The organism is Amycolatopsis mediterranei, assembly GCF_026017845.1.
Taxonomy (GTDB): domain Bacteria; phylum Actinomycetota; class Actinomycetes; order Mycobacteriales; family Pseudonocardiaceae; genus Amycolatopsis; species Amycolatopsis mediterranei.
This window is the reverse complement of sequence record NZ_CP100416.1, coordinates 9,900,451-9,915,072: the sequence shown is the minus strand read 5'-3', so window position 1 is coordinate 9,915,072 and position 14,622 is coordinate 9,900,451. Positions and strand designations below refer to the sequence as shown.

General features: G+C 71.8%; 15 protein-coding genes. 8 read left to right on the top strand and 7 right to left on the bottom strand.

Annotated elements, in window-relative coordinates; all coding sequences use genetic code 11:
• Positions 1-37: 37 nt before the first annotated feature.
• The 5 genes from ISP_RS48205 to ISP_RS45035 all read left to right on the top strand — a co-directional run bounded on the left by ISP_RS48205 (position 38) and on the right by ISP_RS45035 (position 3,288).
• The gene (locus tag ISP_RS48205; protein ID WP_014467813.1) at positions 38-214 is read left to right on the top strand and encodes a hypothetical protein; all 177 of its coding nucleotides are present in this window, start codon (positions 38-40) and stop codon (positions 212-214) included.
• Entirely contained in the window at positions 211-402 is a 192-nt protein-coding gene (locus tag ISP_RS48200; RefSeq protein ID WP_320109510.1) for a type II toxin-antitoxin system RelE/ParE family toxin, read from the top strand. Before ISP_RS48205 ends, ISP_RS48200 begins: the two co-directional genes overlap by 4 nt.
• A gap of 3 nt (positions 403-405) precedes the next feature.
• Positions 406-768 carry a helix-turn-helix domain-containing protein gene (locus ISP_RS45045; RefSeq protein ID WP_034284194.1) on the top strand — a complete coding sequence of 121 codons (363 nt, stop codon included), beginning with the start codon at positions 406-408 and terminating at the stop codon, positions 766-768.
• Positions 769-828: 60 nt separating this feature from the next.
• Entirely contained in the window at positions 829-2,535 is a 1,707-nt protein-coding gene (locus ISP_RS45040; RefSeq protein WP_013230447.1) for an Hsp70 family protein, read from the top strand.
• Positions 2,536-2,634: 99 nt separating this feature from the next.
• Positions 2,635-3,288, top strand: coding sequence for an Ig-like domain-containing protein (locus ISP_RS45035; RefSeq protein WP_013230446.1), 654 nt, complete (start codon positions 2,635-2,637; stop codon positions 3,286-3,288).
• Here the strand turns inward: ISP_RS45035 and pcp are convergent.
• Together pcp and ISP_RS45025 are read right to left on the bottom strand one after the other, a co-directional pair.
• On the bottom strand, positions 3,285-3,926 hold the full coding sequence (pcp, locus tag ISP_RS45030; RefSeq protein ID WP_013230445.1) for a pyroglutamyl-peptidase I: 642 nt from the start codon (positions 3,924-3,926) through the stop codon (positions 3,285-3,287). The genes ISP_RS45035 and pcp overlap by 4 nt on opposite strands.
• A gap of 67 nt (positions 3,927-3,993) precedes the next feature.
• Positions 3,994-5,427, bottom strand: a complete 1,434-nt coding sequence (locus ISP_RS45025; RefSeq protein WP_013230444.1) for a M1 family metallopeptidase — start codon at positions 5,425-5,427, stop codon at positions 3,994-3,996.
• A 146-nt stretch (positions 5,428-5,573) separates the two neighbouring features.
• Here ISP_RS45025 and ISP_RS45020 point away from each other — a divergent pair, with 146 nt between their 5' ends.
• Positions 5,574-8,741: a BTAD domain-containing putative transcriptional regulator gene (locus ISP_RS45020; RefSeq protein ID WP_013230443.1), complete on the top strand. Its 3,168-nt coding sequence runs from the start codon at positions 5,574-5,576 to the stop codon at positions 8,739-8,741.
• A 124-nt stretch (positions 8,742-8,865) separates the two neighbouring features.
• Here the strand turns inward: ISP_RS45020 and ISP_RS45015 are convergent, their stop codons facing one another.
• Positions 8,866-9,675: an ABC transporter permease gene (locus ISP_RS45015; protein ID WP_013230442.1), complete on the bottom strand. Its 810-nt coding sequence runs from the start codon at positions 9,673-9,675 to the stop codon at positions 8,866-8,868.
• The gene (locus ISP_RS45010; RefSeq protein WP_013230441.1) at positions 9,672-10,649 is read right to left on the bottom strand and encodes a daunorubicin resistance protein DrrA family ABC transporter ATP-binding protein; all 978 of its coding nucleotides are present in this window, start codon (positions 10,647-10,649) and stop codon (positions 9,672-9,674) included. Before ISP_RS45010 ends, ISP_RS45015 begins: the two co-directional genes overlap by 4 nt.
• 106 nt (positions 10,650-10,755) lie before the next feature.
• Here ISP_RS45010 and ISP_RS45005 point away from each other — a divergent pair, with 106 nt between their 5' ends.
• Positions 10,756-11,772 (top strand): endonuclease/exonuclease/phosphatase family protein, encoded by a 1,017-nt coding sequence (locus ISP_RS45005; protein ID WP_013230440.1) that lies wholly within the window; start codon positions 10,756-10,758, stop codon positions 11,770-11,772.
• A 4-nt stretch (positions 11,773-11,776) separates the two neighbouring features.
• Here the strand turns inward: ISP_RS45005 and ISP_RS45000 are convergent, their stop codons facing one another.
• Positions 11,777-12,265, bottom strand: coding sequence for a hypothetical protein (locus ISP_RS45000; protein WP_014467810.1), 489 nt, complete (start codon positions 12,263-12,265; stop codon positions 11,777-11,779).
• A gap of 118 nt (positions 12,266-12,383) precedes the next feature.
• Here ISP_RS45000 and ISP_RS44995 point away from each other — a divergent pair, with 118 nt between their 5' ends.
• Positions 12,384-13,043, top strand: a complete 660-nt coding sequence (locus ISP_RS44995; protein WP_230468632.1) for a hypothetical protein — start codon at positions 12,384-12,386, stop codon at positions 13,041-13,043.
• On the opposite strand, the gene ISP_RS44990 is transcribed toward ISP_RS44995, so the two are convergent.
• Both ISP_RS44990 and ISP_RS44985 read right to left on the bottom strand, forming a co-directional pair.
• Positions 13,044-14,228, bottom strand: a complete 1,185-nt coding sequence (locus tag ISP_RS44990; protein WP_176742180.1) for a zinc ribbon domain-containing protein — start codon at positions 14,226-14,228, stop codon at positions 13,044-13,046.
• The gene (locus ISP_RS44985) at positions 14,225-14,620 is read right to left on the bottom strand and encodes a hypothetical protein (RefSeq protein ID WP_013230435.1); all 396 of its coding nucleotides are present in this window, start codon (positions 14,618-14,620) and stop codon (positions 14,225-14,227) included. Before ISP_RS44985 ends, ISP_RS44990 begins: the two co-directional genes overlap by 4 nt.
• Between the last annotated feature and the right edge of the window lie 2 nt (positions 14,621-14,622).

Below are 14,622 nucleotides of genomic sequence, written 5' to 3'. Positions count from 1 at the left end.
TGCGCTCCGGCTATAAGGCGTACATTATAGTTGTCGGATGGAGTGGGAGATCGAACTTCACGACGAGGTCGAGCAGTGGTTCGTGAACCTGTGCCGTGAGGACCCGGTCTCTGCGGACCGGGTCGAAGAAGCGATCGACATGCTCGCCCGGGAGGGCCCTCGCCTCGGGCGGCCGTTGGTCGACCGGATCAAGGGCTCGAGCTTGCACAACTGAAGGAGCTGAGACCGGCGTCCGCCGGGAGCAGCGAGATCAGGATCCTGTTCGCCTTCGATCCGGTGCGTTGTGCGTTGCTTCTGGTGGCCGGCAACAAGGCCGGGAACTGGAAGGGTTGGTACGAACTCAACATCTCCGTCGCGGAGCAGCGGTTCCGGGACCACCTGCGAGCCGGAGAGGAGGACTGAGTGATGACCCGGTCGTGGAAGGAAGTCAAAGCCGAGAAGCTTGCCATCGACCGTGAGGCCGGTCGCGACGTAGATGCCGCGCGCATCGCGGCGCGGGAGGCGACCGAGGCTTATGTACTCGGGTTCCGCCTTGCCCAGCTCCGGGAGGATGCCGGCGTCAGCCAGACCGAGCTCGCCCGGAGCATGGGGGTCAGCCAGCCGCGGATCAGCCAGCTCGAACAGGGTGACCCCGGACAGATGGCGCTGGACACCCTCCGCCGCTACATCACGGCCCTCGGCGGCCGGATGCGGGTGGTCGCCGATTTCGATGATCGCGACGTCACCGTTTCGGCCGCTCAGCGGGATCACACTGACGCCTGCGCCTGACCGAAGCGGCCCCTCTCGTCCGTGAGACGATGCCCGCGGACCTTGGGAGGGGGAATCCGCGTGGACGTGCTCTCGATCGACTTCGGGACTTCCAGCACCGTCGGGGTCCTCTCCGCCTTCGGGCGCGGGCCGCGGGCCATCGAGGTCGACGGGTCCGTCACCATGTCGTCCGCCGTCTACGTCAACGATGACGGCCTGCTCGTCGTCGGCCAGGACGCCGAACGGCGGGCGAGGCTCGAGCCCAGCCGGTTCGAACCCAACCCGAAGCGGCGCATAGACGAAGGCACGCTCCGGCTCGGCGACACCGACGTCGACATCGCCGACGCCTTCGCCGCCGTCCTGCGCCGGATGGGCGAGGAAGCCGAACGGCAGCTCGGCCACCCGCCCGCGCAGACCCGGATTTCGCACCCCGCCGGCTGGGGTGCCGACCGGCAGGACGTCCTCCGGGTCGCCGCCGCGAAAGCCCGGTTCGCCGACGTCCGGCTGATCCCCGAGCCGGTGGCCGCCGCCGCCCACTACGCCAGCCTGGGCCGCCGGGCGGGTGGGCCCATCGGCGTTTACGACCTCGGGGCGGGCACCTTCGACTGCGCCGTCGTCGGAATCACCCGGCAGGGCTTCACCGTGCTCGCCGAGGACGGCCTGTCCGATCTCGGCAGCCTCGACATCGACCAGGCCCTGCTCGTCCACATCGGACGGTCGGTCTCGCACGCCGATCCGGCGCAGTGGCAACGCCTCCTGCGGCCGCAGACCACCGCCGACCGCCGCACGCGCCGCGCGTTGCTGCAGGATGTCCGTGACGCCAAGGAAAGCCTCTCGCGGCACGCGCAGACCCACGTGCCGATGGCCGAGCCGTTCGGGGACGTCCTCGTCAGCCGGGACGAGCTCGAAGCGCTCGTGCGGCCCAGCCTGCTGCGCAGCGCCGAGCTGCTCGCCGCCACGATCCGCCGCGCCGGCCTCACGCCCGCGCAGCTCGCCGGGGTCTACCTCGTCGGCGGGCCGAGCCGGATGCCGCTGCTAGCCACCTTGCTCGGACGGCAGCTCGGCGTCGCGCCGACCACCCAGGACCAGCCCGAGACGGCGGTCGCCTTCGGGCTCCACCACGTTCCGCTGGGCACCACCACCGACCTCACCGTGCCCGCGTTCGCGCCCGTCCGCCCGCCGGTGACGCCGCCGCGGCCGCAGCCCTGGCAGCAGCAGATCCCGCGGCCGCCGCAGCACCCGCCGCCGCCGGAACCGCGCCGGAAACCCAAGCGCTGGTTCCTCGCGCTCGCCGTGCTCCTGGTCGCCGCGGTCGTGGCCACCGTCGTCGTGTTCGTCATCCGGGACCAGGCCGCGCAGGCCGCAGCGGACTGCACGCAGACGGCGCAACGCGACCGGGCCGGGTTCACCCCGTGCCTGCGCACACTGGCCGGGTCCGTCCCGGACCGGAGCACCTGCAAGCAAAACGACCACTTCGCGCAGCTACTGGGCGGCCAGCTCTCGGTCGTCTGCGACTTCACGGGTGGCAGCGTCCGCTACTTACAGGGCATGACCACCGAATACATCGAGGTGAACACGAAGCTGACGCCCGCCGGCAGTGCCGTCCGCCGCGGCACCTGGGACGGCGGCGGGCTGCACGGCGAGTACGTCGCCACTGCCGACAAGAAGTCGTCGATCGTGCTCTTCGGCGTGGAGGAGCGCCGGGTGGCCGCGATCTACCTCACGGAAGATCCCAGCCGCCTCGATGATCTGATCGCCGGCTTCATCCGCGAGGTCAAGCCGGCCTGACGGCTCACCACTGCCGTACCGCCGAACGGGCGAAAATCGTCCGTGGTGGGTAGGCTCGCCGCTCCTTCCTGCATGAGCACTGCCACGAGAACGAGCACGGTGACGGAACCTCGCGCGCCGACCGTGCGGAGCCAGTTGCGTGAGGCCAAACGCTTCTCCTGGACGGGCTTCGCCGTCACGGTGGGAGCGTCGCTGCTCGGCACGCTCGTCCCGGCGGCGATCGGGGCCGGCCCGGAGGCGACGCTGATCTCCACGCTGGTGGTCACCGTGCTGGCGGCCGGCGGGTTCACCGCCAAGGACGGCAGCGCCCGCGGCATCAAGGCGATCGCGATCCTGCTGCTGGCAACGGGTGCGCTGGTCCTGACGGTGACCGGGGTGACGGTGCTCGACCTCGTGCGCGGGCGCTCGGCGACGTTCCCCGGCGTGCCGGAGGTGGCCGCGGAAGCGCGGGTCATCGTCCCGGAGTCGGTCACCTGCCCGGCGACACCCGTGCACACGACGACGACCTGCGTGGTGGCGGTCCGCAGCGTCGGCGCGAGCGCGCTGCGGGTCAGCGGGATCGAGCTGGACAGCACGGACTTCGCCGTGGACGCGAGCGCGTGCGTCGGCCACGAGGTGGCGCCGGGCCACCGCTGCACGCTGGTCGTCAGCTTCACCCCGGCCCGGAGCGGCGACCGGGTCGCGGACCTGACGGTGCACCACAACGTCCCGGGCCCGGCGGCGTTCGTCGAGCTCGCCGGCCGCGGCGGTTAGTGTTCCGCGCCTGCGCTGATCGGCAGGTCCTCGGTGACCCGCAACGCCGTGTCCGCCAACGCTTCCAGTGCGTCGGCGATCCGGTCCACGCTCAGCGACGGCTCGGGCTTGCTCGCCGCCGCGACCTGCTCCGGGCTGAACGGGACGTGCACGAACCCGCCGCGCACGCCCGGGAACTCCGTGGCCAGCAGGTGCATCAACCCGTAGAACACCTGGTTGCACACGTACGTCCCGGCGGTGTGGGAGACCGACGCCGGGACGCCCGCCGCGCGGATCGCCGCCACGCACGCCTTCACCGGCAGCGTCGTGAAGTACGCCGCCGGGCCCTGCGCGACCACCGGGGCGTCCACCGGCTTGGCACCCGCGTTGTCCGGGATGCGGGCGTCGATCAGGTTGATCGCCACCCGCTCCGGGGTCACCTCCGCCCGGCCGCCCGCCTGGCCGGCGCAGACCACCAGCGATGGCCGGTGCGCTTCCAGCGCCCGCCGCAGCGCGGGCAGCGACGCCGCGAATTCGCAGGGCAGCTCCACCGCCGCGACGTCGGTACGGCGCGCGCCCACCAGCGAAACCGCCTGCCACGACGGGTTGACCGACTCGCCGCCGAACGGCGCGAACCCCGTCATCAGCACCCTGGCCATGCCATCCTCCCGGAGCGGAAACGTCGGGGCCACCCTACGTCCGCAGGGTGGCCCCGACGTCAACCGCTCAGGCGGCGGGCTTCAGCCCACCCGGGTAGAGGTACTGGTCGGCCGGCTTGCCGGTGCCGTACACCCACGCGTCGAAGAAGCCCTGGAGGCTCCGGTGCGCGGCGAATTCGGTGAACCGCTGGAACTCCTGCATGCTCGCGTTCCCGTCGCGGTGCAGCGACGGCCAGGTCTTCAGGACCCAATCGAACGCCGGCTGCCCGATGTAGTTGCGCAGCGCGTGCAGCATCATCGGGCCCTTCGAGTACACGTAGGTGAACTCCTGGCCCTGGCCCATGTCGTACAGCTTCCCGTTCCAGAACGCCGTGGAAGCCTTCTTGACGTTGTCGGCGTACTGCTTGTTCAGGTCGACGCCTTCCTTCGCCTCGTTCCACAGCCAGGTGGCGTAGGAGGCGAAGCACTCGTTGAGGCAGACGTCGCGCCAGTGCGCGACCGCGACCGAGTCGCCGTACCACTGGTGGGCGTTCTCGTGCACGATCGTCGGCACCGTGCCGGCCCAGCCCGCCGAGTAGATCGGCCGGCTCATCGTCTCCAGCGAGAAGCCGATCTGCTCGTTGAGGAAGATGCCGCCCGCGGCGTCGATCGGGTACTTGCCGAACTTCGACTCGAGGAAGTCGAGGATCTCCGGCAGCCGCGCTTCGGCCTGCTTCGTCGAGTCGGGGACGCCGGGGGCGAACGCGCTGACGATCGGGGTGCCGTCCTTGCGCTTCTGGCGGTCGAACGTCCACTTGTCGATCGCGACCGTCGTCATGTACGGCACGATCGGCGTCTCTTCGGCCCAGACGTGCGTGGTGCCGCCCGGCGCCTTGACCGACGGCTTCTCGCGGCCGTTGGCGATCACGCCCCACTCGTCGGGCACGGTGATGGCCAGGTGGAACGTGGCCTTGTCGAGCGGGGTGTCGTTGACCGGGTACCAGGTCGTGGCCGACTTCGGCTCGCCGGCGACAAACGCGCCACCCGCTTTGGCGTACTGCCAGCCGTTGTCGCCGAGCGCCGGGTCGCTGATCGGCGCGGGCACGCCGTGGTAGGCGATCTTGACCTTGAAGTTCTGGCCTCGCCACAGCGCGCGCGACGGCGTGATGACCAGCTCGTGGTCCCCGGTCCGGGCGAACTTCGCGTCGCGGCCGTCGACCTTCACCGAGTCGACGGTCAGGCCGCGCAGGTCCAGGTCGAACGAGCTCAGCGACTGCGTCGCCCGGGCGGAGATGTCCTGGTTCCCGGTGAGCTGGTGCGACGCCGGGTCGTAGCTGACCTTGAGGTTGTAGTCGGCGATGTCGTAGCCGCCGTTGCCGTCTTGCGGGTAGTAGCTGTCGCCGGCGCCGTCGCTGCCGGGTTTCGGCGCGCCCCAGCCGTCGCCGGCCGCGGCGACGCCGGTGCCGAGGCAGAGACTGGCGACCACGGCGGCCGCCACCACGACCGGTTTCTGTCCCCTCATGAACGCTCCTGTCCGTGTCGGTGGACCTCGTCCGCAACGTATCGCCACGAACGGGTGAACCGGGAGCTCCTGTCGCTTTTGTCCGGATAATCAGCACTTACGTCGGCCCGCCCCGGCGCGGCCCCGCCGTCTGGAAAGCTGGACACATGCGCGTTGCGCTGCTGGGCCCGCTGCGGGCGGCGGAAGACGACGGCACGCCGATCGACATCGGCGGCGCCCGCCTCCGCATGCTCCTGGCCAGGCTCGCGCTGGACGCCGGGCGCGCGGTCCCGGCCGACGCGCTCGTCGACGGTCTTTGGGGCGCCGGACCGCCGGCGGACGCGGCCAATGCCCTGCAGTCGCTGGTCTCCCGGCTGCGGAAGGTGCTGCCGGTGGCCGTCGAATCCGGGCCGGGCGGGTACCGGCTCGCGGTGGCGGCCGGCGACGTCGACGCCGAGCGGTTCGAACGGCTCGCCGCCGAGGGGCGCCGCGAGCTGGCCGCGGGCCGCGACGCCCGCGCCGCCGACCTGCTCACCGAGGCCCTCGCGCTGTGGCAGGGCGCCGCTCTCGCCGACGTCCTCGACGCGCCGTTCGCGCCGTCGCCGGCGCGGCGGCTCACCGAGCTGCGGGCCGAGGCGGCCGAGGACCGGTTCGAAGCCCTGATCCGGCTGGGCGAGCACGCCGCGGTCCTGACCGACCTGGCCGCGGCGGCCGACGCCGACCCGCTGCGCGAACGGCTCGCCGGGCTGCGGATCCGCGCGCTGTGCGCGGCCGGGCGGCAGCCGGAAGCGCTGACCGTCTACGCCGGGATCCGGCGCACCCTGGCCGACCAGCTCGGCGTCGACCCTTCGGCCGAGCTGCAGGAGATCCACGTCGCCGCGCTGCGCGGCGAGTTCGCGCCGCCGTCGCCGGTGGCCGACCGGCTGCCGACCCGGCTGACCACGTTCATCGGCCGCGACGACGAGCTCAAGCTGCTGGCCGAGCTTCTCGGCGGCGCCCGGCTGGTCACCCTGACCGGGCCGGGCGGGGCGGGCAAGACGCGGCTGGCCACCGAGGCGGCGTCGCGGCACCCCGCGCACCAGCGGGGCCGGGTGTGGTTCGCCGCGCTGGCCGGCGTCCGCGACCCCGACGACGTCGCCGGTGCGCTGCTGGGCGCGCTCGAGGTCCGCGACATCCGCACCGAGGCCGAGGTCCACCGGCGGCCGCCGGATCCGGTGGCCCAGGCCGTCGAAGCGCTCGGCGGCGAGGAAGCACTGCTGGTGCTGGACAACTGCGAGCACGTCGTCGACGCCGCCGCGCGGCTGGCCGACGAGCTGCTGCACCGGGCGCCGCGGCTGCGGATCCTGGCCACCAGCCGCGAGCCGCTGGCCATCACCGGGGAGGCGCTCTGCCCGCTCGGCCCGCTGCCGGTGCCCGCGGAACGCGCCGCGCCCGCGGAGGCCGCCGAGCTCGACTCGGCCCGGCTGTTCCTCGACCGGGCCGCCGCGGTCCGCCCCGACTTCGTCCTCGACGAGTCCACTGTGGACCACGTCGGGGAGATCTGCCGCCGCCTCGACGGGATGCCGCTGGCGCTCGAGCTGGCCGCGGCGCGGCTGCGGTCGATGACCGTGGCCCAGATCGCCGGCCGGCTCGGCGACCGGTTCCGGCTGCTCACCTCGGGCAGCCGGACGGCCCTGCCGAGGCAGCGGACCCTGCGCGCGGTCGTCGAGTGGAGCTGGGAACTGCTGGCCGAGCCCGAGCTGGTGCTGGCCCGGCGGCTCGCGGTGTTCGCCGGTGGCGCCGAGCTGGCCCCGATCGAAGCCGTTTGCGGCGACGAGCTGCTCCCCGTGGCCGACGTGCCGTACGTGCTCGGCAGCCTGGTCGAAAAGTCCATAGTGGACACGGTCGACGCCGGTGGTGAGCCGCGGTACCGGATGCTCGAGACGCTGCGGGTGTACGCCACCGAGCGGCTGGTGGAGTCGGGGGAGCACGACCGCACGCGCCGGGCGATGGCCCGCTACTACGCCGAACTCGCCCAGCGGCTGGAACCGACGCTGCGCACGGCCGACCAGCTGCGGGCGATCGACCAGTACGAAGCCGAGAGCGCCAACATGATCGCCGCCCTGCGCGGTGCCATCGAGATGTCCGATGTGGACAACGCGGTCGCGTTGCTGGACGGGATGTTCTGGTACCTGACCATCCTCGGCCAGGGCGGGCGGATCGGCTCGCTGCTGCGCGAGACCCTCGAGTTCGGCGACCGGCTGCCCCCGGCGGCCCTGGCCGCCTACCGGGCGCTCGGCTACCTCATGGACGCGATCCCGGTCCGGTCGGACCGGCCCGAGATCCTCCGCCTGGTCGACGCCTGCGTGCGCACCGAGGCGGTGGACCGCTACCCGGGCCTCGCGGTGGCCCTGCCGATGCTGGCCTTCCTGGGCGGGGATCGCGAGATCGCCGTCCGCGAGGTGGGCCGGGCCGCGCGGCACCCGGACCAGTGGACCCGCGCCGGCGCGCACTGGGTGGAGAGCTTCCTGCTCGACGACGCGGGCGACGTCGAGGGGGCCGACCGGGCGCGCGACCTGGCCCACACCGGGTTCGAGGCGGTCGGCGACCGCTGGGGCATCGCGATGACGCTGAGCTTCAAGGCGTACTCGCTGTCGCAGAACGGCGAGAGCGCCAAGGCCATCGAGATCTACCAGCAGGGCCTGGCCTTGTCGATGGAACTGCGCTCGTACGAGGACGCCGTGCAGCACTGGTGGCGGCTGGCCGTCGAGCGGGCGCGCGCCGGGGACTTCGAGGGTGCCTGGCGCGATCAGGAGGCGGCGGAGCGCTACGGCGAAGACATCGCGAACCTGCAGCACCGGGCCATCCTGATGTTCGGCAGGCTCGAGCTGCTGCTGCGCACGGACCGGCTGGCCGAGGCGCGGGCGCTGCTCGACCGCGTCGCCGCGATGGGGGGCGACGACTGGTTCCCCGGCGGGATCGGCGACGAGTTCATCCACGCCTTCGAGGCGCGGCTCCTGCTGGCCCAGGGCCGGGCGGACGAGGCCGAGCCGCACGCGGGCATCGCGATCCGGGCGATCAACCAGCGCGGCGACATGCCGGACCTGGCCGGGGTGGTGGAGCTGCTGGCGATCATCCGCGAACGGCAGGGCCGTCCCGAGACGGCGGCCCGGGTGCTCGCCGCGTCCGCCGTCATCCGCGGGCGGCTCGACCGCGGCAGCCCGGAGGTCCGGGCGCTCATCGAGACGCTGCGCGCGGCGCTCCCGGACTACGACTCGCGCTACGAAGAGGCCCGCCGGGTGTCCAAAAAGGACGCGATCGCCTGGCTGCTGGACGAGCTGCCTCCGATGCAGTGAATGACTCATTCCTGTCATCCGAAGGCAGGAATGAGTCATTCACTGCATGCCGGTGGGGACGTCCGCCCCCGCGAACGTCCCCACCGGCTTCCCCATGGCGCGACTCACCCCCGTGTGTCGGCGCCTATCCGACCCGCCGGCGGTAGGCCCAGGTGGCCAGCGGGAAGAACACGACCACGGCCCCGGCCATCCAGGCCAGCGCCCCGGTCAGCGGGCCGGCTACCGCGCCGCCGTTCATCAGGCCGCGCAGCGCGTTCGCCATCAGGCTGACCGGGCTGATGTCTGCCCACGCCCGCAGCCAGCCCGGCATGGTGGACGTCTGCACGAACACGTTGCTACCGAAGGTCAGCGGCATGATGAAGACGAACATCAGCGCCTGCGCCGAGCCCGGCGTCTTCATCACCATGCCGACGAACACCGAGGCCCAGCAGAAGCACAGCCCGAACGCCAGCGCGAGCAGGATCGCCACGGCGAACTCGCCGGGGCTGGTCGCGATCCGGTAGCCCATGATCGTCGCCACGACCATCAGCACCGCCAGGCACACTATGTACCGCACGACGTCGGCGAGGACCGCGCCGATGAGCGGGGCCGAGCGGGCGATCGGCATGCTCCGGAACCGGTCGAACACGCCCTTGGTGACGTCGGTGTTGAGGTTCGTGCCCACGGTGAGGCACGCCTGCAGGATGTTCATCACGATGATGCCGGGCACGACCATCTGCAGGTAGGCGTCGGTCGAGCCGGACAGCGCACCGCCGAACAGGTAGACGAAGATCACCAGGAAGACGATGGGCATCAAGGTGACGTCGGCGAGCTGTTCGGGGTTCTTGCGGATCTTCAGGATCCCGCGCCACGCCAGCGAAAGCGCGTGCTGGAAGCCCTTGCCGGGGCTGATGTGCCGCGGCGGGGCCGGGCGGTCGAGGGCCAGCGTCGTCATGCCAGGCTCCCTTCGAGGGTCTTGTCTTCGGTGGACTGTTCGGCGGTGTGCCCGGTGAGGGCGAGGAACACCTCGTCGAGGCTGGGCAGCCGCAGCGCCAGCTCGTCCGCGGTGATCCCGGCTTCGTCGAGCTTGCGGACCAGGGTGGACAGCAGCACCGGGTCGTTGACCGGCGCGGTGAGCAGGCCGGAGGCGTCGTCGCGGGTCGGCCGGACCCCGGAGAGGTCGCCGAGGATCCGGTTGACGGCGTCCATGTCGGACAGCTGGGTCGGCCGGACCTGCAGCGTCTGCCCGCCGACGCGGCGCTTCAGCTCGTCGGCCCGGCCGTCGGCGACGACCCGGCCGTGGTCGAACACGGTGATCTTGTCGGCCAGCTGGTCGGCCTCCTCCAGGTACTGCGTGGTCAGCAGCACCGTCGCGCCCTCGGCGACGAGGCCGCGGACGACGTCCCAGACCTCGTTGCGGGCGTGCGGGTCGAGCCCGGTGGTCGGTTCGTCGAGGTAGAGCACCTCGGGCCGGCCGACGAGGCTGGCGGCCAGGTCGATCCGCCGCCGCATGCCGCCCGAGTAGGTCCGGATCGGCCGCTTGGCCGCCTTGGTCAGGTCGAACCGCTCGAGCAGCTCCGCGGCGCGGGCCTTGGACTGGGCGCGGGAGTGGCCGTACAACCGTCCGATGAGGACGAGGTTCTCGATGCCGTTCAGGTCCTCGTCGACCGACGCGTACTGCCCGGTCAGCCCGATCAGGCTGCGGACGCGGACCGGGTCGGTGACCACGTCGAAGCCCCCGACCGTGGCTCTGCCGGCGTCCGGTTTCATCAGGGTCGCCAGGATCCGGACGGCGGTCGTCTTGCCCGCGCCGTTCGGCCCGAGCACCCCCACGACCTGGCCGAACGGGACCTCGAGGTCCACCCCGTCCAGCGCCTTCGTGTCCCCGAACCTCTTGACCAGGCCCTCGGCCTGGATCGCGTGCGACATGGGCGTTCCTCCTTCGCTGTCGCGTTCAAGGGTCACTGTGGACGGCCGCGCTGGCAGGCCGCGCACAGCGCGCTGTCAGCGGCTGGCAGGCGCTGGTGGAGATCTTGTGGAGGAGTTGTCCGAGCACGGGCCGCCCGGCGCCGGTCTCGGCATACTCGGCAGCATGGTGGTTGTGGAACAGATGCGGTCGCGGCGGAAGAACCCGCTGGTCACGGGCCTGCTGGTGGTCCCGGTAGTGCCATTGGCGCTGCTGGCGGCGCTGCGCCTGCTCGGCTTCGACGGCGGCTGGTACACGCTGGTCGCCCTGGCGTTGACGCCGTTCGCGGCGGCCGCGGGTGCGCTCGCCGGCGGTCTCGCGCTGGCGTTGCGGCGGTGGTGGATCGGCGGGGTTGCGCTGGTGCTGGCGCTCGCGCTGGCCGTCGTCGTCCTCCCGCGGGCGTCGGCAGGCGAACAACGCGCCGTGCAGGGCAAGACCCTGCGCGTCCTCGCTTCGAACTTGCTCTACGGCCGCGCGGACCCGAAGGCCGTCGTCGACCTGGTGCGCGAGCAGCGGATCGACGTGCTGAACCTGGTCGAGATGACGCCGTCCGCGGTCGACGGGCTGACCGCGGCCGGCCTGTTCGACCTGCTGCCGTACCGGGTGCTGCACCCGGCGCCCGGCGCGTTCGGTTCGGGGATCGCGGCCCGCTTGCCGCTGAAGGAGGTCAACCTGACCGGTGACTCGGCGGCCAAGCAGCCGGGCGCGGAGGTCGACCTCGGCGACGGCGTGGTGGCCGAGATCGTCGCCGTCCACCCGATCTCCCCGGACGTCGACACACCGCAGTGGGAGCACGAGATCAAGGACCTCTCGCAGGCGGCGGGTGAGCACGGCCTGCGCATCCTGGCCGGCGACTTCAACGCGACGCTGGACCACGCGGCCTACCGCACGGTGCTGGCCCGCGGCTACCGCGACGCGGCGGAGGAGCGCGGCGAAGGGCTGGACCCGACGTGGCCGTCGTCGCTGCCGGTGGTGACGATCGACCACGTGGCGGTGGACAACCGCGCGGCGGTGCTGGACTACCGCGTGTTCGACGTCGCCGGCAGCGATCACCGGGCGGTGTTCGCCGAGGTCCGCCTGCCCTGACGGCTCAGGGGCGGAGCAGGGGCTGCAGCTCCTTGGCGCTGACCTGCCACTGCTGCCGCCGGAAGGCGAGGACCACCCCGGCCAGTGCGGCACTGCTCAGCACGGCCGCCGCGACGATCAGCGGGATCGTGTCGGCGAAGGCGCCGACCAGTACCAGTGCGAGGCCCACAGCGGCCGCGCAGATCCCCAGCGTGAGCGCGACGGGTTTGCTCTGCCAGGTCCAGGTGTCGCCGGTGTTCAGGTCGTCGGCCAGATCGGCGGCGAACACCGCCAGCTGCTGGTCGTGGGGCGCGAGCTGCGGGATCCGCGTCGCGGCGTCACGGCAGATTTCACGCTGTTTCGCGGTGGTGATCACCCGGACGTCGTAGACCGTGACGCTGAGCGAATCCTCCACGCGTTGTTTGAGCGCCCACGCCAGCCGTTGCCGCAATTCCGGATCACCCGGGCGTTGCGCCAGTTCCTGTTCGAGCTGCCCCACCGCTTGCTCGCTCACTGTCGTCCCGTTCTTGTCCGCATTGGTGCTGCCGCTTAGAGTTGCGAATGTGCCGGGACAGTTTACCGTGTCTTTCCGTTCGCGGCGGCACGTCGGCGAGTGATTTCACGGGGGAGCGATGGGCAGCATGAATTCCCGGACGTTGGCTGCGGTGGCGGTCATCGTCAACCTGACGGTCTGCGCGCTGACCGCGGTCGTGGTGCTGGTGGTGCGTGACCGCGACGCCGCGCCGGTCGCCGCGCCGGCTGCGAGCTCGTCCGTCCCGACGACCAGCGCACGCTCGTCGTCGACGCCGGTCACGACGTCTTCCACCGGCCCGACGACGACGTCGCCGTCCGCTGTTCCCGGCGGGACGCAGCCGGTGACCGGGCCGGCCGGCATCACGACCGTCATCCCGGCCGGGTGGGAGGTCAAGCCCACGTCCTCGCCGGGCAGCGTCCAGGCGACCGACCCGGCGCAGTCCTCGCGCTTCCTGCGGTACGGCGGTGCGCCGTCGCCCGGGAAAGCACTGTTAGCCGCGCAGCAGGACTACGAGCGCACTTTTCCGCGCGGCCACCCCGGATATCGGCTCATCGGGCTCGAGCCGACGACCGTGCGGGGCGCCGAAGCGGTCAGCTGGGAGTTCGAATTCCAGGCGGACGTCGGTCTCAAGCACGTCAAATCGGTTTACTGGCGGGCCCAGGGTGTCGACTATTTCGTGTACGGGTCGTCGGTAGTCGCCGGCTGGACGGACATGCAGGTGATCTTCGACGCCGCGCTTTCCGGTGCGAAACCCTGATCAGTTCGGCGCGAACACCAGCCTCCCCTGATCGGGGTAAATGCCGCCGTTGACGGAGAAGGTCTGCTCGTCCTGGTAGGGCGTGCCGCCGGACTGGGTACCGGTGACCGTGACCCGGCCTTGCGACCCGGTTCGCGTGCGCACGGCGACCGCACCGGACTGGGTCTGCTGGAGTTCCACCTCCGGGTAGGCCGTGATCTTCCAGGAGACGTTCACGACTTCGCTGTAGAAAGCAAGCCGGAACGGGCAGTTCGGCGGCTCCGCGGTCTTCTGGCCGGCGCACTGGTCGAGGTAGGTCTTGACCTGGTCCTGGGCGGCCTGCTGCGCCGAGGCCTTGACCCGCACGCCGAGCGGCACCTCGGTCGCGCCCAGCGCCGCGTCGACGACGTTCTGGTCGGCCTCCAGCAGCGGGTTGTCGGCGATGTCGACCTTGTGCCGGCCGGGGAACACCGGGATCTCCACGTCGTCGCGCTGGCCGCTGGTCGCGAGCGTTTCACCGTCGACGCGGACCGGCACCGCGGTGGTGGTCGTGATCCGCAGGGTGGGCCGGAGATCACTGATCGCCCAGTCGCGGAAGACGCCCCAGGTGTGGGTCCTGCGCCGGGTGAGCTGCACCTTGCCCGACTGTTCGTGGCCGCCGACGACGAAGCTGATGGAGGCGGTTTTGGTGTCGTCGCCGTCGTCTTCGACGTCGTGGATCTTCAGCCCGGCCGGGGGCTGGTAGTCGGGCGACCGCAGCATGTCCCCGCTGAGACGGTCGCCGGCGAGGTACGACGCGGCCGTCTCGGCGTCCCGTTCGGCCAGTGCGTCGAAGTAGCCGTTCAGCGCGGCCTCGGGCGTGAAAACGACCTTCTGCACGACGAAGAGCCCGGCGCCGAGCACGACCAGGACGGAGACGACGACGGCGGTGACGAGGCCGGCCTTGCGGCTCGGCTGCCACGGCCGGACGAACGGGTCAGCGGCGACGGCGTACCCGTTCGGCGGCGTCGGCGGGTCCTGGACCTCGTCGCCGGCGGCCGCGGTGAGGCTGCGGCCGCACCGGTGGCAGAACCGGGCATCCGGCTGCACCGACGCGTCGCAGTGCGGACAAGGCGTCCGTTCGACGGCCTCCCCGCACCTCGGGCACGCGGCGGCCCCGGGCGCGACGGCGTTCCGGCAGGTACGGCAGTTGACCAGTGTGGTCACGGTTCCCCCTGTTCGGGCCGCTGGGCGTCGGCCAGGAACTGGTCGCGCCGCGCCCGCTGCGCGGCGACGATCTGGTGGTGGTGGGCAACGGGCGGCTCGTGCTGACAGGTGGCGAGCTCCCGCCAAGCCTGCGCGGACCGCCGGAGTTCGTTGTGCCACCGGACACCGTCGATCGGGTTGACGGCGGCGGTGCTCAGCCAGCGGTGCCAGTACCAGAACATGCTGAGCTCGGTTTTCAGCCCTTCGTGCGCGGGCCAGCAGGGTGGCAGGTGAACCCAGGGCGAGTAGGCCTCGCCGAGCCAGTCGACCCAGTCGGCAAGCTCCTGCCACGACCGGGCGCGGACGTCGTCTTCGAGCGCGTCCCAGATCCAGGGTGGTGGTGTCTGGGCCATGG

What these genes read in the sequence shown, in the direction of transcription:
- ISP_RS48205 (WP_014467813.1), top strand. Translation starts at nt 38, where the DNA reads ATGGAGTGGGAGATCGAACTTCACGACGAGGTCGAGCAGTGGTTCGTG.
- ISP_RS45015 (WP_013230442.1), bottom strand. Translation starts at nt 9,675, where the DNA reads ATGACGACGCTGGCCCTCGACCGCCCGGCCCCGCCGCGGCACATCAGC.
- ISP_RS44985 (WP_013230435.1), bottom strand. Translation starts at nt 14,620, where the DNA reads ATGGCCCAGACACCACCACCCTGGATCTGGGACGCGCTCGAAGACGAC.
- pcp (WP_013230445.1), bottom strand. Translation starts at nt 3,926, where the DNA reads ATGGCCAGGGTGCTGATGACGGGGTTCGCGCCGTTCGGCGGCGAGTCG.
- ISP_RS45020 (WP_013230443.1), top strand. Translation starts at nt 5,574, where the DNA reads ATGCGCGTTGCGCTGCTGGGCCCGCTGCGGGCGGCGGAAGACGACGGC.
- ISP_RS45025 (WP_013230444.1), bottom strand. Translation starts at nt 5,427, where the DNA reads ATGAGGGGACAGAAACCGGTCGTGGTGGCGGCCGCCGTGGTCGCCAGT.
- ISP_RS45010 (WP_013230441.1), bottom strand. Translation starts at nt 10,649, where the DNA reads ATGTCGCACGCGATCCAGGCCGAGGGCCTGGTCAAGAGGTTCGGGGAC.
- ISP_RS45045 (WP_034284194.1), top strand. Translation starts at nt 406, where the DNA reads ATGACCCGGTCGTGGAAGGAAGTCAAAGCCGAGAAGCTTGCCATCGAC.
- ISP_RS44995 (WP_230468632.1), top strand. Translation starts at nt 12,384, where the DNA reads ATGGGCAGCATGAATTCCCGGACGTTGGCTGCGGTGGCGGTCATCGTC.